Below are 21,436 nucleotides of genomic sequence, written 5' to 3' on the forward strand. Positions count from 1 at the left end.
GCACGGTTTTGGAAGTGCCTTCCAGCATGCTGCCGCAGGGTGTGGGCAGAGCCTTCCAGTCTGTTGCCTACACCTAGCCCCGTCTCAGTCCTTCAAAGCCTGAAACTTGGCAATCGCCTCCTTCCGGCTTTCCTTTAGGTCCACAATAGGTCGCGGATACCCCTTCGGAATAACGCCGCCTTTGCTGCCGGGATCGTGAATGCGTTTGTTGTCGAGTTTGGCCAGCTCCGGCACCCACTGGCGAATGAAATAGCTTTCGGGTCAAAGCGCTCGCTCTGGGTAACAGGATTGAACACCCGGAAGTAGGGTGCAGAGTCGGTGCCGGTCGACGCGCTCCATTGCCAGCCACCGTTGTTTGATGCCAGAAAGCCGTCCACCAGTTTCGACATGAAATAGGCCTCGCCCAGGCGCCAGTCGATGAACAGGTTCTTGGTCAGGAACATGGCGGTTACCATGCGTAGGCGATTGTGCATCCAGCCGGTTTCGTTCAGTTGGCGCATGGCGGCGTCGACGATCGGGATGCCGGTCCGGCCTTCTTTCCAGGCCTCGAACTTCTCACCGGGTTCATTCCAGGTCAGCGCTTCGGTGTCGGTTTTGAACGCCCGATGCATGCTCACGCGCGGGTAGTGGTAAAGAATGTTGATATAGAAGTCGCGCCAGGCAATTTCACTGATCCAGGTGGTCAGGCCTTCCTGGTTGCCGCCCATGCCCTGGGCCTGGCGTGCGGCCAACAAACACTGCCGGCCGGACAGCACGCCGTTGGCAGGTACGGCGACAATTGGCTGGTGCCGTCCAGTGATGGGAAGTCCCGGTCTTCCTTATAGGCTCCCGCGCGCTCACTGAGGAAGCTCTCCAGCTGGTCATGGGCGGCATCTTCACCGGTTTCCACCAGTGCTGGCGGGGCGTCGCGAAAGGCCTTGGGTATCTCGTCTATACTCGCCGCCTTCACTGGCTTGCCCCGGGCTTCGGGAATCGGCAGCACCGTCGGTTGGGCGACATCGATCCATTTTTTCCAGCTGCGGGAAAAGGGCGTGAACACCGAGTAGGGCTCTTCCTGTTGGGTCAGGATCTCACCCACCGGGGCGACCGTCTGATCACGGTACTTACAGACTCCCACGTCCTCAGTGTCCAATTTCTGTTTCAACTGCTTATCGCGGCGGCGCTCGTTGACCCCGTATTCCTCATTGAAGTGCACGTGGCTAATGCCTTTGTCGCGACAAAGCTGCGCCAGGGATTCGATGCTGTCGCTGAATCGCTTGGCAGTAATAAAGGTCATCGGGATACCCAGTTGCGCAAGTTCCTTGGCCAAGGCATTGGCGTGGGCGATGACAAAGTGCACCCGGGCCGGAGACCAGTCGTGCTCCTGCCACTGCTCCGGGGTGAGGATGAAACAGGCGTGCACTGCGCTCTTGGATTTGCAGGCGGCGGTGAGCGCCGGGTTGTCGGCGGTACGGAGGTCGTTTCGAAACCAGACCAGCTGTGTCATGGGAAGTCCTGTCGCGCGTTGCTCTCTAGGAGGTACATTTGGAGTACCTTAATTTATCAAGCCGGGCATAAGGGTAAATACATGCCAAGGATTCAATAAAATCACAGACTTGGATATTCGCTGAGCTGCATGATTGGATTATAGTTAGTGAAATCTGCCAGTGAGACGCTAAGGAGACCCGTGGCACAAATGGAATTCCAAACCGAGGCCTGCAAGACGGTGTGTGGGCTCAGCTGTACACCCTGGCTTCCGGACAAACCCAGTATCATCAGCTGGGGCAAGTGCGTCTTTGGGTGACTCTTCTGGATCAGGAATGGCAGGTGCGGTCCCAGACTCTGGCACCGGAGACGGATCCTGTCACCTGGACCCAGAGTATCGGGCACACCTTGCCATCGTCCGATGTGGAGCTTCAGCGGTTCATCCGCCCCGGCGATTCCAATGTCGTTACCTTTATCCCGGGTGTTGCGTCCCTGCCCACAGTGATCCGCCCTTTTCAACCGCTGACCATCCCCGCCGGTGGCCGCTGCGTCATTTATGTCGGCACGGTGGTCTGGATGAAGGTCTGTGTTGGCGAGACGAAAACGCTGCTGACCGAGGTCCCGCTGGGAATACCTTCGCTCACGTGGGTTGGCCGCAACACCATGGAAGGGGAGCTGTGCTATTCGTCGTCCAGTTTTGCCCGGCTGGTGTTGGAAGCGGTACCCAAGCGGCCTTGGCGGGCGGTGACGCCAGTCACTATCGTGAACCAGCGGACAGAACCGCTGTTGCTGGAGCGGTTCAGCTTGCCGACGCCGTTGCTGTCTCTGCACCTGAACGAACGCGGCCAGCTCTGGACGCCAGGGGTGACGGTGGTGTGTGAAACCGAAATGAATTCGGCCAGTCTGAACGTGGACCAGTCGTTGTTGGCAGCGGCGGGCCCGTGCCAGCAGGTTGGGCCCGCCCGTGAGCCCATTGCCCGTGGCCGTCTTGTCCGCGCCTTTGATCGCATGTTTGGTTAACCCCGTTTGAGGGAGTCATCGTTTTGCTAGAACAAATTCAGGCCGGCGTGATGTCGGTGTTTACTGATATTGCCTGGGGTGTTTGGGCCAGTGCGCTGTTTTTGCTGGTACTGGGTGTGGTGTTAGGCTCCGTGGCCGGTCGCAGTGCGGCCCGATTCATGGAACAGCGCAGCACCCGGCATCACACCGTGATGGTGCGGCGGCTGGTGTTTTACGTCATCGTGCTGCTGTTCGCCGTGGCCGCCCTCCGGGAAGCCGGTTTCTCGCTGGATGTGGTTCTGGGCGCGGCGGGGATACTGACGGTGGCCATCGGTTTCGCCTCCCAGACCTCCGCCTCCAATATGATCAGCGGGTTGTTCCTGCTGGTGGAAAAGCCCTTTGAAATCGGTGATGTCATTGAAGCCGATGCCACCATTGGTGAGGTAGTCGGTATCGATATGTTGAGCGTTAAATTGCGGACGCCGGACAACCTGTATGTCCGCATCCCCAATGAAACCCTGATCAAGACCCGGGTGGTCAACCGGTCGCGGTTCCCCATTCGCCGGCTCGACCTGACCGTTGGTATTGCCTACGCTGAGGATGTAGAGCGAGTTGAGGCCCTGTTGCTGAAACTGGCCGAAAAGAACCCCATTTGTTTGGAAGAACCCAAACCCTTTGTGCTGGTCACTGCGTTTGGTCCGTCTTCGGTGGATCTGCAGTTTTCCTTTTGGGTGCCAAAGGACAAAGTGCTGGATGGCCGCAGCAGTATGATGGTGGCAATCAAACAGACGCTGGACCGAGACGGGATCGAGATTCCATTCCCACACACCAGTATCTATGCCGGCAGTCATTCTGAGCCGTTCCGGGTGCAGTTGCTGGGACCGGAGACCACTGCTAACAAGGAACCGCTGGATGTCGACCAAGACCGTTGAGAAGATCAAATCAACCCCACCGATACCCAACGACAATAAGGTTGCCCTGGGCTGGCGGGAGTGGATCGCACTGCCGGATCTGGATATTGGCCGGATCAAGGCGAAGGTGGATACCGGAGCCCGAACTTCGTGCCTGCATACCTTTCGCACTGAGCCATACACCGCCAATGGTGAGCGCCGGGTTCGATTTTGGGTCCATCCGGTCCAGAACAACCTGCAACAGGTGGTGGAGTGCGATGCCAAAGTGCTGGATGAGCGCGACGTATCCGATTCCGGTGGACATAGAGAATTGCGGTTGGTGATCGAAACCACACTGGTAGTGGGTGATCAGAGCTGGCCGATTGAAATGACGTTAACCAACCGGGATTCCATGCGATTCCGGATGCTACTGGGGCGTACGGCTATGGCCGGGCGCTCAATGATTTACCCTGAAGCCTCTTATTTAGCCGGCGAGCCGGCGCTAAGGACCGAGAAATGAGAATTGCGGTATTGTCGCGCAACAAGAATTTGTACTCCACCCGTCGTCTGGTGGAAGAGGGCATCAATCGGGGTCACGACGTGCAGGTGATTGATTGCCTGCATTGCTCCATGAACATCACCTCGGCCAAGCCCCAGATCCATTACCACGAGGAAGTGCTGGAAGAGTACGACGTGGTTATTCCCCGAATTGGTGCCTCAGTGACCTTTTACGGCACAGCGGTATTGCGCCAGTTCGAAATGATGGGCGTGTTTCCGCTGAACGAATCAGTGGCCATCACCCGTTCCCGGGACAAACTGCGTTCATTGCAGTTGCTGGCGCGAAAAGGTGTGGGCATGCCGGTGACCGGCTTCGCCAACAAGCCGGATAACGTACCCGAGCTGCTGAAAATGGTGGGCGGTGCGCCGGTGGTCATCAAGCTTTTGCAAGGCACCCAGGGTATTGGTGTTGTGCTGGCGGAAACCCGGAAGGCTGCGGAAAGCGTGATCGAGGCCTTCATGGGGCTGAAAGCTGACATCCTGGTGCAGGAGTTTATCAAGGAGGCCGGTGGCGCCGATATCCGTTGCTTTGTCATCGGTGACAAGGTGATTGCCTCCATGAAGCGTCAGGGCGCGGAAGGTGAATTTCGCTCCAACCTGCACCGCGGTGGCAGTGCTTCTCTGGTGCGCATTACGCCTGAAGAAAGACGCACAGCAATTGCCGCTGCCAAGGCCATGGGCCTGAATGTAGCCGGCGTCGACCTGTTGCGGTCGAGCCGTGGGCCGTTGGTGATGGAAGTGAATTCGTCGCCGGGCCTGGAGGGGATTGAGAATGCCACCGGCAAGAACATCGCCGGCATGATCATCAACTGGACCGAGAAGAATCAGAAACCCTGGAAAACCCGGACCAAGGGCGGGGGCGGCTGAGATGGCAGCACGCGCTCCCTTTGTTATTGCCGATTACGAAATAAAAGCCGGCACCCGGCGCACCGTGGAAGTACCGGTCGCCAAGCTGTATACCCATACGCCACTGCATATCCCGGTGGAGGTGGTGCATGGACGTCGTGCCGGCCCAGTGCTGATGGTGTGCGGGGCGATTCACGGCGATGAAATCAACGGTGTGGAGATTGTTCGCCGCGTGTTGAAGAATTCCGCCCTGCGTCATCTGCGGGGCACCCTGGTGGCGGTTCCGATCGTGAACATCTTCGGCTTTGTGCAGCGCACTCGCTACCTGCCGGACCGTCGGGATCTGAACCGCTGTTTTCCGGGCACTGAATCCGGTTCGCTAGGTGGTCGCATCGCCTACCTGTTGCGCACCCAGATCATGGAGAACGTATCGCACATCATCGACCTCCACACCGGTGCGATTCATCGCTTCAATCTGCCCCAGATTCGGGCCGAGTTGAAGAACCCGGAAACCATTCGCATGGCTGAGGCTTTTGGTGCACCGATCATCATCAATGCTGGCCTGCGCGAGGGCAGTCTGCGGGCCTACGCAGATTCCCAGGACATCCCGGTTATCACCTTCGAGGGCGGTGAAGCCCTGAGGTTCGATGAGGTGGTTATCTCCAGCGGCGTGAAAGGCGTGATTCGCGTGATGCGGGAGTTGGAAATGATTCCGGCCAAGAAAGGCCCGGGTGCTCCGAAGACACCCTCAGAAACCGCCGCCAACTCTCAGTGGGTGCGTACCGACATAGACGGCATCATGCGCCCGGTGGCGAGGTTGGGGCAGAGGGTCCGGAAAGGCCAGAAGCTGGCGATGGTGGCTGATCCGTTTGGCGAGTCAGAGAACGCGGTGCTGTCACCCTGTTCCGGTATCGTCATCTGCGTGAACAACCTGCCCCTGGTCAACGAGGGCGAGGCGATTTACCACATCGCACGCTTTGACGAGCTGGGTGAAGCCGAAGCCGCCATGAAGCATTTCCGTAGCAGCTATGAGTCGGATCTGGCCGATGATGTAGTGCCGGTGCACCCGTGGGACGAAAACCAGAAATGACGGGAGGCTAGCGATGATCTGGGATCAGACATTTATTGACCTGGAGCCCCTGCCAAGGGGATTCCACCTGGTAACCAATGAAGTTCTGGCCCGAGCACCCAACCTGAACAACTGCGAGGTGGGACTGTTGCACCTGTTTATCCAGCACACCTCGGCGTCGCTGGCGGTTAATGAAAATGCAGACCCCGATGTCCGCGGCGACCTTGAGCGGCATTTCAACGTCATGGCTCCCGAGAATGCGCCCCACTATCAGCATGTGATGGAAGGGCCGGATGACATGCCGGCGCACATCAAGAGTGTCCTCATTGGTCCCTCCCTGACTCTGCCGGTTAACCATGGTCGGCTGGCCCTGGGAACCTGGCAGGGCATTTATCTGTGCGAGCACCGGGACCACGCCGGTGGCCGTCGTCTGGTCGCAACCCTTCAGGGGCGATGGTAAATACCCGGCCTGGCCTTCCCGCCTTACGAGTTTCCCGATTCGTTCTACACTGAGTGTGAGTTTCCACCCATTGCCCGAAAATTATGGGTGGAAGTTCACCCATTTTCGAGCAGGGATTGCCCGGTGTATTTCGTATCGTATTGGTTTAAAACAATTTTCTCGAACTGGTCTGCTCCTTGCTCATTGATCTGAAGCCGTTGGTCTTTCTGATGGCTCTAATCAGCACCCAACAAACAAAATGAAACGGGGAGCATCCTCTATGAAGACCCAAGCCATTATGGCGGCAGCATTTGCCTCCACTCTCATTGTCGCAAACCCTGTCAGCGCGCAGGATCGTGAAGGCTGGCCTAATAACTTTACGGTGGGCACTGCGAGCCAGGGCGGCACTTACTTCGCCTACGGTTCCGGTTGGGCCAACTTTGTCGCCGAAAACCTGGGCGTGTCTGGCGGCGCCGAAATTACCGGCGGCCCGATGCAGAACATGGCACTGGTACACACTGGTGATCTGCAGTTCGGTCTGACGACCATGGGCCCGGCCCGGGAATCCATGGACGGCAACAGCCCCCTGGCTCCAGGTATGAAAATGGTTAACGTCTGCGCGATGTTCCCCATGTACGAGACACCGTTCTCGGTAACGGCACTGTCCAGCTCCGGCATCACAACCATCGCAGATATTCCCGCGGGTGCCACCATCGGGTTCGGCCCGGCTGGCTCCACTTCAGACACCTACTTTCCGCGCATGATGGAAACCCTGGGCGTTGACTTTGAGCGCCGTAACGGCAGCTGGTCTGACCTGGGTGGTCAGCTCCAGGATGGCTTGATCGATGTGGTTGCGTTTGCTGCAGGCATTCCGATTCCCGCAGTCAGCCAGCTGGAAGTTCAGGCCGATGTGAACATCATCGAGATGACCGACGCCGAGGCCAAGACTATTACCGACAACTACCCTGTCGCCGAGTTCGTTATTCCGGCCGGTACTTACCAATCCCTGGACAAGCCGTCGCGTGTGGTATCCATGTGGAACTTCGCCATGGTGAATTGCGACATGCCTGAGAGCATGGTGTATGAAATCACCAAGCTGACCATGGAGAACAACGACAAGATGGTCTCCATTCATAAGGCTGCCCGCAACTCTGTTGCAGAAAATTATAGCAAGAACAACGTACTGCCCTGGCACCCAGCGCGGCCCGTTGGTTTAACGAAAACGGCTACACGATCGAAGCCAGCATGATCAAGTAATAGCCGGATCTGCGTCGGGGGATGGTCAACGCCCCCGACGTCTAGCCGGCCTTTCGGCCGGCTACATTTGAATAACTGCCCTTAGGTAGCCCCATGTCCAACAATTCCCAACACCAAGAGTCGTCTGCGGCCCTGCCCGAAGAAGACCACATGCTCGCGCACAATGTCGACGAAGAACCGGTTGAAGGTAATCGCCGGCTTTTTGAGGGCGGCATGCTCAAGTTTGTGGCGCTGCTTGCCATTGCTTATTCGTCGTTTCATCTTTACACCCTGAACATTGCGCCGCTGGAGACCTGGTCTTACCGGATCATCCACGTGGCCGGAGCTCTGGTTCTGGGCTTCATCCTGTTTGCAGCGCCCGATTTGTTTCCGCCGAAGAAGGCGAGGCCCGCCACCGATGGACCACCTGGATTGGAGGGGGCGCCATGCTGCCGGCTCTTTACGCTCTATATCAGACCTTCGCGTTTTACCAGCAGGTTCAAGGCGGTGCCATGCGGATTCCGGTTGAGTTGGAAACCTGGCACTTTGGCTGGCCACTGCTGGCCGCCACCGCCGTCGGCATTGTCATGAGCTGGTTCCATCAGCGCCAGCGGTCCCATTTCAGCGTACCAGACCTGACCTTGGCGATTTGCTCCATTGCGGTCGCCGGCTACTTCCTGATGGCCTACAACACGAACATGCGGATGTCCACGGGCACCTCTTTTGCGCCTATTGGCATTTCCTTCGCGGCTGTTGCAGGTACAGCTCTGATCATGGAGCTGACTCGGCGTTTGGCCGGTATGGCTCTGGTGATAATCGCGATTGTGTTTCTGGCTTACGTTTTTGCCGGCCCCTATATGCCGGGGTTCCTGGGCTACCCAGGCCTGTCGGTTCAACGTTTCTTTAGCCAGGTCTACACTGATGCCGGCATTCTTGGGCCGACCACCGCGGTCTCTTCGACCTACATTATCCTATTCATCGTCTTTGCGGCCTTTCTCCAGGCTCCAAGGTCGGTGACTACTTTGTTAACTTCGCCTTCGCTGCCGCAGGCGTTCCCGCGGTGGGCCCGCCAAGGTGTCTATTTTTGCCTCCGGCCTGATGGGTATGATTAACGGCACCAGTGCCGGTAACGTGGTATCCACCGGATCGCTGACTATTCCGTTGATGAAGAAGGTGGGCTACAGCAAACAATCTGCAGGTGCGGTTGAGGCTGCTGCTTCCACGGGTGGCCAGATCATGCCGCCGATCATGGGCGCTGGCGCCTTCATCATGGCCGAAATCACCGGTATTCCTTATTCGGAAATTGCCATTGCGGCGATCATCCCGGCGATCTTGTACTTTGCTTCGGTCTACTTCATGGTCGATTTTGAAGCTGCCAAGACCGGTATGCGCGGCATGCGGGAAGATGAGCTGCCGAACTTGAAGCGACTGGCCAAGCAGGCTTACCTGTTCATTCCCATCGTGATCCTGATTGTTGCCTTGTTCATGGGCTACTCGGTCATTCGGGCCGGTACGCTGGCCACCGTTTCTGCTGCGGTTGTGAGCTGGCTGTCCCCCAACAAGATGGGTATCCGCGAGATTTTGCACGCCCTCGAAATCGCCTCTTACATGGCTATCCAGATCATCGTGGTGTGTGCCGCGGCGGGTGTGATTGTCGGGGTGATCTCGCTGACCGGCGTCGGTGCACGTTTTTCGGTGCTGTTGCTGGATGTCGCCGAGGCGAGTCAGCTGCTGGCATTGATCTTTGCCATGTTCATTTCTATTTTGCTAGGCATGGGTATGCCGACCACGGCTGCCTACGCGGTGGCTGCCTCGGTGGTGGCGCCGGGTCTGGTCCAGTTGGGTATTGAGCCGCTCACCGCGCACTTCTTTGTGTTCTACTTTGCCGTGGTGTCGGCGATCACTCCGCCGGTGGCTCTCGCGTCCTACGCGGCGGCGGGCATCTCCGGTGCCAACGCGATGGAAACCTCGGTCGCTTCGTTCCGGATCGGCATAGCCGCGTTCATCGTACCGTTCATGTTCTTTTACAACAGCGCTCTGTTGATGGACGCCGGCTGGTTCGAGATCGCCCGCGCGCTGATCACCGCAACTTTCGGTGTGTACATGCTGTCGGGTGGTGTCCTGGGCTGGTTTGCCAATATTTCGGCATCCTGGCTCACCCGGATTCTGCTCATTGGTGCCGCACTGATGATGATTGAGGGTGGTCTTTGGACGGATCTGGCGGGCATCGGCTTGGCTATTGTTTCTTTCCTGATCCAGCGTCAGCGAAAACTTGGGCTGGCCACAGCCTAAGGCATAGCTGGCTGGTCACCCGGGTTGCTGCACTCAGGTGCAGTTGCCCGAGGTGGTGCCAGGCGTTAGGCTAGCGGTTTTTCGGGGTTCGGGGTCTATGTCCTACCGGGTTGGTATCGTTGTTTTGCTTGGCCTCACCCTGGTGCTGTCCTGGGTACTGGGAGGCTGGGTTGGCTATCGCCAGGTCGAACAGGAAAGCCTCGAAGATCCTTTCGTTATCGCCAGCTGGTGGCCAATGAGCTGAACCGCTACCTGCCGATCCCCGAACTGATGGCCGAACACCCCTTGCTGGAAGAGGCGCTGCGCCAACCTGATAACCCTGGGCTGATCCTGCTGGCCAACGAGGAAATGCAGCGAATGGCCACCATTGTTGGCAGTTCCGATGTCTACCTGATGGACACTTCCGGCCTGACCATCGCCGCCAACAATTACCAGCAAAACGACAGTTTTGTCGGTCGCAATTTCTCCTTTCGTCCGTACTTCTCCGAGGCCCTGGCAACCGGTGATTCCGCAGTCTATTTTGCCCTGGGTCTGATGTCTGGGGTGCGCGGCCTGTATTTCTCCCATCCGATCCGGGGCGCGGAAGGAAAGGTTCTGGGTGTTATTGCGGTGAAAGTCCTGGTGCACGAGCTGGAATCCCAGTGGCACCGGCCGGCGTCTCTGACCGAGGCGGAAATGGTGGTGCTGGATCCATCCGGCGTCAGCTTTCTGGCCAGCAAATCACGCTGGCTTTACCGGGACTTTCAACCCGATGTCGAGATGGGGGCGACGGTCCGCCAGCGCTATCCCGACCGGGAACTGGCGCCGATCCAGTTTGAACCGCTGGGGCGGCCCTGGGGGCTGTCCGAACAGTCCAGCAAAATCCGGATCCTCGGAGATGGGCAAAAGGGGGACTACCTCAGTGTCCGTACGGACTTGCCTCGACTGGACTGGACCCTGCAGGTGATGGTCAGTACCCAGCCGGTGGTGTGGATGCGGCTGGCTTTCGTGGGTGGCGGTCTGGCGGTTTTCTTCGGGGGCCTGCTGACCTGGCTGTATCTGCGCGAGCGCTACCGCCGGGAGGCGGAACTGGCGCTGCGGGGCGAGCAGCTAGAGCGCAGTGTGGCCGAGCGCACGGTGGATCTGGAACGCTCCAATCAAAAGCTGCTGGAAGAAATTCAGGAGCGGGAGCGCACCCAGACCGAACTGCGGGAAACCCAGCAAGAGCTGATTCAGGCCGCCAAGCTGGCGGTTCTGGGGCAGATGTCGGCTGGCCTGAACCATGAAATGAACCAGCCGTTGACCGCCATTCAGACGTACGCCCGTAACAGCCGAAAGTTTCTGGACAAGGGCGCTACCGAGATGGTGGATGCTAACCTGCAGGAGATCGTCAGCCTGTGTGACAAGATGTCGGAGCTGACCCGGCAGTTCAAGGTGTTTGCCCGCAAGTCCGAAGGTCCGCCGTCGGTGGTGGATCTGTGCCAGCCCATTGATGCCGCACTCAAGATCATCAAGGCCCAGACCAGCAGTGGAGGTGTTGAAATCCATTGGCATCGGCCGGAGCAGCCGGTCTTGTGCCATGGCGACCTGATCCGTATTGAACAGGTGATGGTTAATCTCCTGGCCAACGCAGTACAGGCGGTTGAAGACAGGGAGCAACCCCTGATCAGCATCGACATCAAGGACCAGGTTGAGCACTGGCAATGTGTGGTGCGGGATAACGGTTCCGGTTTGCCCGGCAACAGCGAGCAGATCTTTGAACCCTTCTTCACCACCAAGTCTGTCAAGCAGGGTCTTGGGCTCGGCCTGTCCATCTCGCGCCAGATTGTTGATGCCCTGGGCGGCCGGTTAACCGGGCACAACCGGACCGACGGCCCCGGAGCGGAATTTGTGCTGACCCTGAAAAAACGGGAGACCATGGAATGACAGAACCTTCGGTAATCTTCGTGGACGATGATCCACACATCCGGAAGGCCATCAGCCAGACGTTCGCGCTGGAGGAGTTGGCGGTCGCCTGTTTTGAGGACGCAGCCTCCGCACTGGAAACCATCACTTCCGATTACGAGGGTGTGGTGCTGTGCGACTACAACATGCCGGGTATGGACGGCCTCGCCATGCTGGACCGGGTACGCGACCTGGACGACGCCATTCCGGTGGTTATCCTGACCGGCCAGGGCGATATCAGTACCGCGGTCTCCGCGATGCAGCACGGGGCTTACGATTTCATCGAAAAGCCGTTCGATCATGAGGAATTGATCGAGCTCTTGCGGCACGCGCTGGAGAAGCGGCACCTGGCTCTGGAAAACCGGCGCCTGAAGGCCCAGTTAAAGCACCTGGCCCGCCCCGGACCTCGGCTACTGGGCGAATCGGCGATCATGCAGCGGGTGATGTCCACCATCGATCCGGTTCTGGATATCTCCGCCAGTGTCTTGCTGCACGGTGAAACCGGTTCCGGTAAGGACGCACTGGCTCGCTATATTCATGAAAACAGTCAGCGCAGCGCCCACAACTTTGTCGCCATCAATTGTGGTGCAGTGCCGGAAAGCCTGATTGAGAGTGAGCTTTTTGGTCATGAAGCGGGTGCATTCACGGGGGCCGACAAGCGTCGCATCGGTAAAATCGAACACGCGCACCGGGGCACGCTGTTCCTCGATGAGTTGGAAAGCATGCCCATGGCCCTGCAGGTCAAGTTGCTGCGGGTGCTGGAGGAGCAGAAAGTTGAGCGCCTGGGCAGCAATCAGGTCATTGATGTGGATGTGCGCATCATTGCCGCCACTAAGGCCGATCTGAAAGAGCTGAGCGATGCCGGTGAGTTTCGCTCGGACCTGTACTACCGGCTGAACGTGGTGAAGGTAGATATACCGTCACTTCGGGAACGCAAGGAGGACATCCCCCTGCTGTTTCATCACTTCGTGCTGATTGCCGCCGCCCGCTACGATCGCGAGAGTATTCCCCTGGACGCGAGTCAGGCCGCCCGGCTCATGCAGCATTCCTGGCCCGGTAACGTGCGGGAACTGCGCAACCTGGCTGAACGCTATGTGCTGCTGGGCCGGGCCGCGCTGGACGGCAATGCCGGCAATGGCGCCGACGATGTCGCCGGCCGCCAGACCCTCACCGAGATGATGGACGGCTTTGAGCGCTCGGCCATCGTCAGCGCCCTCAATGCCTGCCAAGGCAGCATCAAGGACACTATGGTGCAGCTGGGAATTGCCCGAAAGACCCTGTACGACAAGATGAAAAAGCACGGGTTGGACAAGGCCCAGTTCAAGGACTGAGCAAGTCACCGGTGGCAGTCCATTCCGGTTACGGACTGTTTCCAAATTACGCACTATGTCCAATGATTTATGGGGTCAGAGTTCGGTAACATTACGGCACTTTCATGAGTCCGGATTCACCGGCCATTCAGTGCATCGAATTAAAAGAAGCCCCTGTTATGAAAAACCTGACCATCCAGACCCGGGTGCTGTTGTTGGCATTGGTGCCCGTCATCGTGCTGACCGCTTTCCTTACCAGTTACAACCTGAACCAGGCCCGGGAAATCGGCGATGAAGCCGTGGCCGGTTTCTCCACCGACATGGAAGCCAGTAAGCGCGAAGAACTGAAAAACTACCTGGAACTGGCGCGTACTTCGATTGCGCATCTGTACGAACAGCCGGGCTCGGCTGACGATCCCGAAGTCCGTGCGCAGGCTTACGACATCCTGCGCCAGCTGCGGTTCAACGATTCCGGCAGCCCCGGCTACATCTTTGCCTATGACACCAGCGGTGTGAATGTCATGCATGGTGTGAAACCCGCGCTGGAAGGCAAGAACCTCTGGGGTTTTCAGGATCCCAACGGCACCTACCTGATCCGGGAGCTGGTCAAGGCGGCCCGCAGTGGCGGTGGCTACGTATCCTACGGTTGGAAAAACAGCGATACCGGTCAGGTTGCACCGAAACTCGGTTACGCCGAAATGCTGCCGAAGTGGGGCATCATGATTGGCACCGGGTTCTGGGTGGACGGTCTGGAAGGCCAGATTGCCGCCATGGATGCCAAGGTTGGTGAATCCCTTAATGACGCTGTGTTTGGTTCCATCACCACTTCACTGGTGGCGCTGGCCCTGATTGTATTGCTGGCTTTGATCGTCGTGCGCAGCATCATTCGGCCACTGAAGTCGGCGGTATCGGCGATGAATGACATCGCCAGTGGCGATGGTGACCTGACCCGTCGTCTGGAGATTGATGGTAAGGACGAGCTGAGCCAGCTGGCAACCGCCTTCAACAGTTTCGCCGATCAGGTGCATGGTCTGGTGGAGCAGGTGCTGTCGTCCACGCGCACCCTGAACGAGGCGTCCGAAGAGCTGAATCAGGTTATGGCGGAAGCTGAGGGCGGTGTTGAGCGCCAGAAGTCCGAGAGTGACCAGGTCGCGACGGCAATGAACGAGATGACTGCGGCGGCCCAGGAAGTGGCCAACAACGCCAGTGAGGCCTCCGAGGCGGCGGACCACGCCAACGCCCAGGTCTGTGACGCCCAGGGCCTGGTCCACCAGACCATCGGTGTCATCGGTGGTTTGTCTGAGCAGGTCGAGGAGGGCGTTAAGGTTATCGAAAAGCTGGGGTCGGACTCGCGCAAGATTGATAACGTGCTGGAAGTGATCCGTGAGATTGCCGATCAAACCAACCTGTTGGCCCTGAATGCTGCGATTGAGGCTGCGCGTGCCGGTGAGGCCGGTCGTGGTTTCGCGGTGGTGGCAGATGAAGTCCGTACCCTCGCAAGCCGTACCCAGCAGAGCACCCAGGAAATCCAGGAAACCATCGAGCGCCTGCAAACTGGCGCCAACAATGCCGTCACCTTGATCGGCTCGATCAGCGAGCGCAGTGAGGCGACTGTGGTAGAGACCCGTGAGGTCAACGATGCCCTGCAGCGGATCAATCAGGCAGTCAGCACCATCAACGATATGAACAGCCAGATTGCGAGCGCGGCGGAAGAACAGACCAGCGTTTCCGAGACCATCAACCAGAATGTTCACGAGATCGTGGCGATCACCGAACAGACGGCCGACGGTACCCGTCGGGCCGGGGCCGCAACCCAGCGACTCAAAGCCCTGGCATCGGATATGTCCGATCAGGTCAGCCGCTACCGGGTGTAATCGGCAGGTGAATAAAAAACCGGGGCTCAGGCCCCGGTTTTTTTATGTCGTGTTGGTTTTTCTATGTTTGCCTGATCAGAGATTGGCCTCGGCGAACTCCGCCAGAACCGAGCGCGGCACACCCTGAAGGTGGATGTGGGCACCGTGGCGGAAGCTCTTGAAGCGTTCGGTCATGTAGGTCAGGCCCGAACTCAGGGCACTCAGGTACGGCGTATCGATCTGTGCCAGGTTACCCAGGCAGATCACCTTGGAGCCGTTACCGGCGCGGGTGATGATGGTCTTGATCTGATGCGGTGTCAGGTTCTGGGATTCATCAATGATGATCAGGCTGTGCTGGAAGCTGCGACCGCGAATGTAGTTCATCGACTTGAAGTGCAGTGGCACCTTGCTGAGGATGTAGTCCACGCTGGCGGTCATGTTTTCATCGTCTTCGTGCAGGGCCTCGAGGTTGTCGACGATGGCGCCCAGCCAGGGCTCCATCTTCTCGGCTTCGGTGCCGGGCAGGAAGCCGATGTCTTCGTCCAGCCCCTGGGTTGAGCGGGTGGCGATGATGCGCTTGTACAGCTTGCTGGCGACCGTCATTTCGATACAGGCAGCCAGGGCCAGGATGGTTTTGCCCGAGCCTGCAGAACCGGTCAGGTTAACCAGGTGCACGTCCGGATCCAGCAGCAGGTTAAGCGCCAGTGCCTGGTAAATATCACGCGGCACCAGGCCCCAGACTTCTTCGTTCATCAGGTCATGCTGGTGCAGGTCGCGAATCACTATCTGGCTCTCGGACAGGTCGGAGACCTTGCCGACAAAGCCTTGCTGGTCAATCACAAACTCGTTGATGTTCAGTCGTGCCAGCTCACCCTCGCGCCGGAGGATGTGTTCGGTAATGCCCTCACGCTGGATGGTTTCCACCTTCTCAATGGTGTCCCAGAACGAGTTTGGGAACTCCCGGTAGCCCTTGGGCAGCAGGTCAATGTCGTCCAGCAACTGATCGTTGTGGTAATCCTGGGCTTCAACGCCAAAGCCGCGCGCCTTCAGGCGCATGTTGATGTCTTTGCTCACCAGGATGATGTCCCGGGCTCGGTGCTCGTTCTGCAGCGCCGCCAGGGTATTGATGATCTTGTTGTCGTTCAGGTGTTCGGGCAACGAGTGAGAATTCACATGCTGCGTGCTCATAAGAATCAGGAGCTTGCCCAGTGGCTCGGCTTTTTTGCCACGCACAATCGGGACACCTTTCTCGATCTCTTTTGGAGTGGCATCGCCCAGCAGTTTATCGATGTTTCGGATGGCCTGACGGCAGTCTGCAGCGACCGCTTGCTTACCGGATTTCAGGCTGTCGAGTTCTTCGAGAACGGTCATCGGAATGATGACATCGTGTTCTTCAAAGTTGAGGAGGGCGTTGGGATCGTGAATCAGAACGTTGGTGTCGAGGACGTACATCTTTTTGCGAGCTTCTGGTGCTCTGGGCATAGGTGGCGCTACCTCTCTGGTGGCTCAGTCGTTACCGGTACACCGTTGCGTGAGTGCGGTGTCCGAAATCAGCTTCAGCATGTCGTAAGTCGTTATGATACCGGTAATTTTTGAATCTCTGGTGACAAAGATCCGATGCAGGTGTTCACGCATCATTATATCCGCAATGTCGCGCACGGACGTCTGCTCGTCAACCGATAAAACGCTTGGGGTCATAATATCCCGGACTTCGACCGGAACTTTGCCCATTTCCTCAAAAATCACCATGCGCAGGCGTCGGGCTTCTTCCTGCTCTTCGGAAGTCAGGCTCGTATCGGCACCGGAACGGTTTGCGTTCCAGCGAAATTCGGTGATGTCCTTGAGGGTAACGATGCCGACGATGTCGCCGTCTTCGTCGGTGACCGGGCTGCCGGTGATTTCGTTGTCAGTCAGGAACCGAGCCAGTCGGTCCATGGTCCAGGATTGAGGAACTGCCTTGATGGTCGGAGTCATGATCTCGAAAGCGAGAACGGTCATTAAACGGGGCCTGCCTTCTATGTGTTCGTTTGGCCAAGCTTAGCCTGTCAGTGGGTGTGCGTCATCCCTCAATGCTCGGTTGGGCGCACATCCACTAACCGATCCTGGTCATCATAGACCAGCTCGAAATCCTGGTACCGATCTTTGCCCGCCACTTGTTCAAGGGCCTTGAGCGAGCGAACGGGAATATCTACCAACAGCGAATTGACCAGCCAGCCGGGCAGGGCGCCATTGGGGTCGGTGTGTTGCAACCAGATCATCCGGGTTTTATCTCCTTCCGGGATAAAACGGTACAGGGTGTCGGAGCGATCCACGCGAACCCGGTTATCGAATTCCGCCCGCTGGTTCGGGGTGGCGCTCAGGTCCATAACGATTTCGCTGCTGTCACGGTTGCCCCGGGTTCGGATGTGCAGCACGTAATCCCGATCGGTAACCGGCCAGGGCATGTCGTTGACGGAATAGGCGTAGCGGTCGTGAAAGCTGCCGGTGCCGAAGGCATAGGATTCGGTGCAGTTATGGACCCACTCGACGCAGGATTTGGGGTTCATCATGACTGCCATCACGGTTTCGATGGGCGCGTCCAGCATGGCAACAGCTTTGAACGCCTTGAAACTGGAATCCTGGTGATCGATGGTATACACCCGGATGTTGCCGGCTTCTTTGCGCAGGCTCCAGCCATCGTCGCTTTCGGCTGGTAATTCGGTCTGGACGCCGGCGGCCGCGAGCCCGGTCACCAGTAGGGCGCAGAGTCCGCCGGAGATGGCTGAAACGTAGCCCGAAAAGCGGTGGGCTCCGGTCTTTCTCATGGGGTAAACTTCCTTGACGGTGGTGGCCGGAGTCTAGCATGAGGCGATAACCGATAAGGCCACTAAAACAAGGGATTGTGAACCAGGTAACTCCCTGGGCAGGCGGTCCCGTCAAATGGCCCGAACTGACGCGATTATGACCTTACGCAAGCTCATCGATGACAAGGGAAGGTTCACTCCTGGGGTGATCGACCACCCGGTGGAGGAGATCAATTATCTGGACTATGACCTGCGCTCGGTCATGGACCGTCCTCGCTCTCGCCTGGCCCGACGCTGGAGGTTCAATCAGTTCCAGTTTGTCAGTGCCATGGCGCCCGGTTGGGTTTTCGGTATGGCCCTGGTGGATCTCAAGCTGGTGGCCAACGGTTTTTTCTACCTGTACGACTTTGAGACCGGCACCAAGTACGAACGGTCCTTTCTCCAGCCTTTGCCCGCGGCAGCCGGATCGAGCCCCTGCCTGAGCACGGTGTCGCCAGCTTCACCAAGGGCGATGTCTCGCTCCGGGTTAGCGCCGCCGTCGGTGGGCGTAATATCAGTGTTTCGGCGCCCGGTGGCATCCGGATTGATCTGGAAATCAAGGACGATAACGATCCGCTCCGGCTGGTGTGCCCGGCGGGTTACGATGGCTGGGTCTTCACCCGTAAATCTGCCGGCCTGCCGGTGGAGGGCGAAATTCGCTGGGATCATCGTATCTGGCGGTGTGATACCGATACCCGGGCGACAGTAGATTGGAGCTGCGGCTTCATGCGCCGGGAGACAGCCTGGAACTGGGCTTGTATGGCGGGAACGCTGGCCGACGGTCGCTCGCTGGGGCTTAATCTGGCGGCTGGAGTCAATGAGACGGGCATGACTGAAAACGCCATCTGGCTGGATGGGCGCTGCATCCGGGTCGGAACGGCCCGGTTTGTCTTTGATCGTTACCGGCCAGGGGCCGACTGGTATGTAAGCACTGACGACGGGCGAGTGGCGTTGCAGTTTGTTCCGTCTGGCGTGCGTCGGGAAAAGCTGAATGCGCTGGTGCTGGCGTCCAACTTCAGGCAGTTCATCGGCACCTTCCGCGGATTTGTCAGAGACGATGCCGGAAACAAAATCCCCGTAGACGGGCTACGGGGATTGATGGAAGACCATTACGCCCGCTGGTAGTTCGGCGGGCGTGGTGCTTCGGTTACCGCTCAGGCAGGGTGACGTTCAGTTCCAGCACCGAGCAGCTTTCGTTTCGGTCTACTTCCACCTGTACCATGTCATCGCTGATCTGTACGTATTTGCGAATGACCTCAAGCAGCTCCTGCTGCAACTTGGGCAGGTAGTCCGGTTGGTCTCGCTGTCCGCGTTCATGGGCGACAATGATCTGCAGTCGCTCTTTGGCGACGCTGGCGGTTTGTGTTTTCTTTCCTTTAAAGTAATCGAGGAAACTCATCCCTCAGCCTCCCTTGAACATCCGTGAGAAAAAACCTTTCTTCTGGGCAGTCATGAACCGGTGTTCCCGGTCTTCACCCAAAAGCCGCCCCACAGCATCGTCGTAGGCCTGGCCGGCATCGCTCTCGCCTTCCAGAATGACCGGAAGGCCCTGGTTGGAGGCATTCAGGACCACCTGACTTTCCGGAATCACACCTAGCAGCGGAATTGCGAGGATTTCCTCAACGTCGGCTACGGACAGCATTTCGCCGCGCTCGACCCGATGTGGGTTGTAGCGGGTCAGCAGCAAGTGCTCCTTGACGGGATCCTGGCCCATTTCCGCACGGCGGGATTTGCTTTGCAGAATGCCCAGGATACGGTCCGAATCGCGTACCGATGATACTTCCGGGTTGGTCACGACCACGGCTTCGTCGGCGTAGTAGAGCGCCATCAGGGCTCCGTGTTCAATACCGGCCGGTGAATCGCAAACGATGTAGTCAAAGGTTTCCGACAGCTCGTTGATGACTTTTTCAACGCCTTCTTTGGTCAGGGCTTCCTTTTCACGGGTCTGGGACGCGGGGAGGATGTAGAGGGAATCCACCCGCTTGTCGCGAATCAGTGCCTGGTTCAGGGACGCTTCGCCCTGGATGACGTTGACGAAGTCGTACACGACCCGTCGTTCGCAGTTCATGATCAGATCCAGGTTACGCAGGCCCACGTCGAAATCGATAACGACGGTTTTGTGGCCGCGTTTGGCAAGTCCGGTGCTGATCGAGGCGCTGGTTGTGGTTTTACCAACGCCGCCCTTTCCTGAAGTAACGACAATGATTCTAGCCAAGGTAAAATTCCTGTTTCGCGGTGGATTCGTCGTGTCTGCGGAATTATCCGGTCAATTTTTTGCAGTCCGTCTCGATATCAGGCCTTGTCCAGTGGCGTCACCACCAGCAGGTCGTCCCTGAGCTGGATCTGTACAGCTTTTTTCCAACCGTTATCCTGAAGATCTTCGGAGATTTTATAGTGTCCGGCGATGGACACAAGCTCCGCCTCAAGAGATTGGCAGAAAATTCGGGCCGACTCCGCTCCGTGAATGCCCGCCAGTGCCCGGCCACGCAGCGGACCGTAGACATGAATGTTGCCTGCGGCCAGCACTTCAGCGCCCGCCTGCACCGGTGCCAGTATGACCAGGTCACCCTCGGGCGCGTAGATCTGCTGGCCGGATCGCACTGGCTGGTTGATCACCCGCGCCGGTGCCGGTTCGCCAGCACTGGCTACCGGGGCTTCCGACGCGGCGGCACCGCTGGCCTCCGGGGTCTCGGTTGAGGCTTCCGGAGCATGGGCACGGTCCCGCTGGCTGTTGCCTGGCAGCAGCGCCAGAGCCGCGCCACGGGCCAGTCGTCGCTGGTCGTCATTGCCGCCGCGGACGCCGACCACATGGATCTGATGTCGACGGCAGGCGCCGATGATCTTGAAAAAGTCCAGTTCGCTGTCCAGGCCTTCGTATTTTTCCAGGCTGACAATGATCGGAATGTCCTTGAAGAACCCCGGTGCCTGGCTGATCTTGTCCCGAAGCGTGGCCTCAAAGTCGTCATTGTCGAAATAGTGCAGTTCCAATGCAGTCATGGAGACACTGGCACTTTTCAACTGGAAAGCCTGTTTAACGCCGGGGTTAGCGGTATCGGTCATGAAGGGGTCTCTTCCATGGTGTTGGGCGACGGGCGCGGCCGCAGCGGGCTGTCTTCAAAACGGATGCCGGACCAGCCGGTGCTGATGAACTGGCGGATATTGCCATGGCTGTTGCCGGCAGGCTCATCCAGAACCTGACGGTAGTGCTGGGCAAACAGTGCCAGCGTGTCGGCCTCGGCCAGGTTGCAGTACTGGCCCAGGGCAAAGACCCGACACGAGCCGGCATTCTCACCGGCGGCGTTGAACAGCGGGCCGTTGTGAAAACCGGTCGGCTGATACTCGAAATGCCGCTCGATCAGCGCCAGGGTATCGTCGAAATCCGCGTGGCCGGCGGCCAGGGAGGCCAGGTGGATACGTACCGCCTCGTTCACATTCATTATTTGTGGTCCTGCTTGGCACCGGTCTGGTAGCGGGTTTTCCACTCGTCATAGGGCATGCCGTAAATCTCTTCACGGGCCTGCGGGTCCGAAATCTCGAAGCCTTGCTGCTCGGCTTCGGCGCGATACCATTTCGACAGGCAGTTGCGGCAGAAGCCTGCCAGATTCATCAGATCGATATTCTGTACTTCCGTGTGTTCGCGCAGGTGCTTCACCAGGCGACGAAAGGCGGCAGCTTCGATTTCGGTGCGATTGGATTCGGGGATAGGGTTGCTCATAGGGCCTCGCGAAGGGGTCG

17 protein-coding genes and 4 pseudogenes are annotated in these 21,436 nt (G+C 58.2%); 12 read left to right on the forward strand and 9 right to left on the reverse strand.

What is annotated here, in order from left to right:
- Nucleotides 1–84: 84 nt before the first annotated feature.
- Nucleotides 85–1,486 (reverse strand): annotated as a pseudogene (phrB, locus tag AU14_RS08920) (deoxyribodipyrimidine photo-lyase).
- 209 nt (nucleotides 1,487–1,695) lie between these two features.
- Here phrB and AU14_RS08925 point away from each other — a divergent pair.
- From AU14_RS08925 to AU14_RS08975, 11 genes and pseudogenes are all read left to right on the forward strand, one after another.
- A complete protein-coding gene (locus AU14_RS08925) occupies nucleotides 1,696–2,484 on the forward strand; it encodes a hypothetical protein (protein ID WP_179944721.1) in 789 nt (262 codons plus the stop codon).
- A gap of 50 nt (nucleotides 2,485–2,534) precedes the next feature.
- Nucleotides 2,535–3,395, forward strand: coding sequence for a mechanosensitive ion channel family protein (locus tag AU14_RS08930; RefSeq protein ID WP_041343807.1), 861 nt, complete (start codon nucleotides 2,535–2,537; stop codon nucleotides 3,393–3,395).
- On the forward strand, nucleotides 3,376–3,873 hold the full coding sequence (locus AU14_RS08935) for an ATP-dependent zinc protease family protein (protein ID WP_041340392.1): 498 nt from the start codon (nucleotides 3,376–3,378) through the stop codon (nucleotides 3,871–3,873). Before AU14_RS08930 ends, AU14_RS08935 begins: the two co-directional genes overlap by 20 nt.
- On the forward strand, nucleotides 3,870–4,778 hold the full coding sequence (gene rimK, locus AU14_RS08940) for a 30S ribosomal protein S6--L-glutamate ligase (protein WP_041340394.1): 909 nt from the start codon (nucleotides 3,870–3,872) through the stop codon (nucleotides 4,776–4,778). The genes AU14_RS08935 and rimK overlap by 4 nt, the downstream gene beginning before the upstream one ends.
- 1 nt (nucleotide 4,779) lies before the next feature.
- On the forward strand, nucleotides 4,780–5,847 hold the full coding sequence (locus AU14_RS08945) for a succinylglutamate desuccinylase/aspartoacylase family protein (protein ID WP_041340395.1): 1,068 nt from the start codon (nucleotides 4,780–4,782) through the stop codon (nucleotides 5,845–5,847).
- A gap of 13 nt (nucleotides 5,848–5,860) precedes the next feature.
- Nucleotides 5,861–6,286, forward strand: a complete 426-nt coding sequence (locus tag AU14_RS08950) for a secondary thiamine-phosphate synthase enzyme YjbQ (protein WP_041340397.1) — start codon at nucleotides 5,861–5,863, stop codon at nucleotides 6,284–6,286.
- 259 nt (nucleotides 6,287–6,545) lie between these two features.
- A pseudogene (locus AU14_RS08955) lies at nucleotides 6,546–7,522 on the forward strand (TAXI family TRAP transporter solute-binding subunit).
- Nucleotides 7,523–7,615: 93 nt separating this feature from the next.
- Nucleotides 7,616–9,793: pseudogene (locus AU14_RS08960) on the forward strand (TRAP transporter permease).
- Between the two features lie 97 nt (nucleotides 9,794–9,890).
- Nucleotides 9,891–11,698: pseudogene (locus tag AU14_RS08965) on the forward strand (sensor histidine kinase).
- Nucleotides 11,695–13,047, forward strand: coding sequence for a sigma-54-dependent transcriptional regulator (locus AU14_RS08970; RefSeq protein WP_041340400.1), 1,353 nt, complete (start codon nucleotides 11,695–11,697; stop codon nucleotides 13,045–13,047). Before AU14_RS08965 ends, AU14_RS08970 begins: the two are co-directional and overlap by 4 nt.
- A gap of 158 nt (nucleotides 13,048–13,205) precedes the next feature.
- On the forward strand, nucleotides 13,206–14,900 hold the full coding sequence (locus AU14_RS08975) for a methyl-accepting chemotaxis protein (protein ID WP_041343809.1): 1,695 nt from the start codon (nucleotides 13,206–13,208) through the stop codon (nucleotides 14,898–14,900).
- 75 nt (nucleotides 14,901–14,975) lie between these two features.
- Here the strand turns inward: AU14_RS08975 and AU14_RS08980 are convergent, their stop codons facing one another.
- The 3 genes from AU14_RS08980 to AU14_RS08990 form a co-directional block, all read right to left on the reverse strand.
- The gene (locus AU14_RS08980) at nucleotides 14,976–16,331 is read right to left on the reverse strand and encodes a PhoH family protein (protein WP_052472005.1); all 1,356 of its coding nucleotides are present in this window, start codon (nucleotides 16,329–16,331) and stop codon (nucleotides 14,976–14,978) included.
- Nucleotides 16,332–16,385: 54 nt separating this feature from the next.
- Nucleotides 16,386–16,877 (reverse strand): CBS domain-containing protein, encoded by a 492-nt coding sequence (locus AU14_RS08985; RefSeq protein WP_041340405.1) that lies wholly within the window; start codon nucleotides 16,875–16,877, stop codon nucleotides 16,386–16,388.
- A gap of 68 nt (nucleotides 16,878–16,945) precedes the next feature.
- Entirely contained in the window at nucleotides 16,946–17,683 is a 738-nt protein-coding gene (locus tag AU14_RS08990) for an START domain-containing protein (protein ID WP_041340407.1), read from the reverse strand.
- A gap of 453 nt (nucleotides 17,684–18,136) precedes the next feature.
- Between AU14_RS08990 and AU14_RS24055 the strand changes: the two genes are divergently transcribed.
- Nucleotides 18,137–18,826 (forward strand): DUF2804 domain-containing protein, encoded by a 690-nt coding sequence (locus tag AU14_RS24055; protein ID WP_456237747.1) that lies wholly within the window; start codon nucleotides 18,137–18,139, stop codon nucleotides 18,824–18,826.
- 22 nt (nucleotides 18,827–18,848) lie between these two features.
- Here AU14_RS24055 and minE read toward each other — a convergent pair whose 3' ends face one another.
- The 5 genes from minE to AU14_RS09020 all read right to left on the reverse strand — a co-directional run bounded on the left by minE (nucleotide 18,849) and on the right by AU14_RS09020 (nucleotide 21,416).
- Nucleotides 18,849–19,100, reverse strand: coding sequence for a cell division topological specificity factor MinE (gene minE, locus AU14_RS09000; protein ID WP_041340410.1), 252 nt, complete (start codon nucleotides 19,098–19,100; stop codon nucleotides 18,849–18,851).
- 3 nt (nucleotides 19,101–19,103) lie between these two features.
- On the reverse strand, nucleotides 19,104–19,916 hold the full coding sequence (minD, locus tag AU14_RS09005; protein ID WP_041340413.1) for a septum site-determining protein MinD: 813 nt from the start codon (nucleotides 19,914–19,916) through the stop codon (nucleotides 19,104–19,106).
- 77 nt (nucleotides 19,917–19,993) lie between these two features.
- Entirely contained in the window at nucleotides 19,994–20,761 is a 768-nt protein-coding gene (minC, locus tag AU14_RS09010; RefSeq protein WP_041340415.1) for a septum site-determining protein MinC, read from the reverse strand.
- The gene (locus tag AU14_RS09015) at nucleotides 20,758–21,138 is read right to left on the reverse strand and encodes a HopJ type III effector protein (protein ID WP_041340418.1); all 381 of its coding nucleotides are present in this window, start codon (nucleotides 21,136–21,138) and stop codon (nucleotides 20,758–20,760) included. The genes minC and AU14_RS09015 overlap by 4 nt, the downstream gene beginning before the upstream one ends.
- Nucleotides 21,138–21,416, reverse strand: coding sequence for a DUF1244 domain-containing protein (locus AU14_RS09020; protein WP_041340421.1), 279 nt, complete (start codon nucleotides 21,414–21,416; stop codon nucleotides 21,138–21,140). The genes AU14_RS09015 and AU14_RS09020 overlap by 1 nt, the downstream gene beginning before the upstream one ends.
- Nucleotides 21,417–21,436: the final 20 nt, after the last annotated feature.

The organism is Marinobacter similis, from assembly GCF_000830985.1.
In the GTDB taxonomy this organism is placed as follows: domain Bacteria; phylum Pseudomonadota; class Gammaproteobacteria; order Pseudomonadales; family Oleiphilaceae; genus Marinobacter; species Marinobacter similis.

Excerpts from the sequence above, each read along its gene's own strand:
- AU14_RS08930 (WP_041343807.1), top strand. The coding sequence starts at position 2,535 with ATGTCGGTGTTTACTGATATTGCCTGGGGTGTTTGGGCCAGTGCGCTG.
- AU14_RS08935 (WP_041340392.1), top strand. The coding sequence starts at position 3,376 with ATGTCGACCAAGACCGTTGAGAAGATCAAATCAACCCCACCGATACCC.
- rimK (WP_041340394.1), top strand. The coding sequence starts at position 3,870 with ATGAGAATTGCGGTATTGTCGCGCAACAAGAATTTGTACTCCACCCGT.
- AU14_RS08945 (WP_041340395.1), top strand. The coding sequence starts at position 4,780 with ATGGCAGCACGCGCTCCCTTTGTTATTGCCGATTACGAAATAAAAGCC.
- AU14_RS08950 (WP_041340397.1), top strand. The coding sequence starts at position 5,861 with ATGATCTGGGATCAGACATTTATTGACCTGGAGCCCCTGCCAAGGGGA.
- AU14_RS08970 (WP_041340400.1), top strand. The coding sequence starts at position 11,695 with ATGACAGAACCTTCGGTAATCTTCGTGGACGATGATCCACACATCCGG.
- AU14_RS08975 (WP_041343809.1), top strand. The coding sequence starts at position 13,206 with ATGAAAAACCTGACCATCCAGACCCGGGTGCTGTTGTTGGCATTGGTG.
- AU14_RS08980 (WP_052472005.1), bottom strand. The coding sequence starts at position 16,331 with ATGTACGTCCTCGACACCAACGTTCTGATTCACGATCCCAACGCCCTC.
- AU14_RS08985 (WP_041340405.1), bottom strand. The coding sequence starts at position 16,877 with ATGACCGTTCTCGCTTTCGAGATCATGACTCCGACCATCAAGGCAGTT.
- AU14_RS08990 (WP_041340407.1), bottom strand. The coding sequence starts at position 17,683 with ATGAGAAAGACCGGAGCCCACCGCTTTTCGGGCTACGTTTCAGCCATC.
- minE (WP_041340410.1), bottom strand. The coding sequence starts at position 19,100 with ATGAGTTTCCTCGATTACTTTAAAGGAAAGAAAACACAAACCGCCAGC.
- minC (WP_041340415.1), bottom strand. The coding sequence starts at position 20,761 with ATGACCGATACCGCTAACCCCGGCGTTAAACAGGCTTTCCAGTTGAAA.
- AU14_RS09015 (WP_041340418.1), bottom strand. The coding sequence starts at position 21,138 with ATGAATGTGAACGAGGCGGTACGTATCCACCTGGCCTCCCTGGCCGCC.
- AU14_RS09020 (WP_041340421.1), bottom strand. The coding sequence starts at position 21,416 with ATGAGCAACCCTATCCCCGAATCCAATCGCACCGAAATCGAAGCTGCC.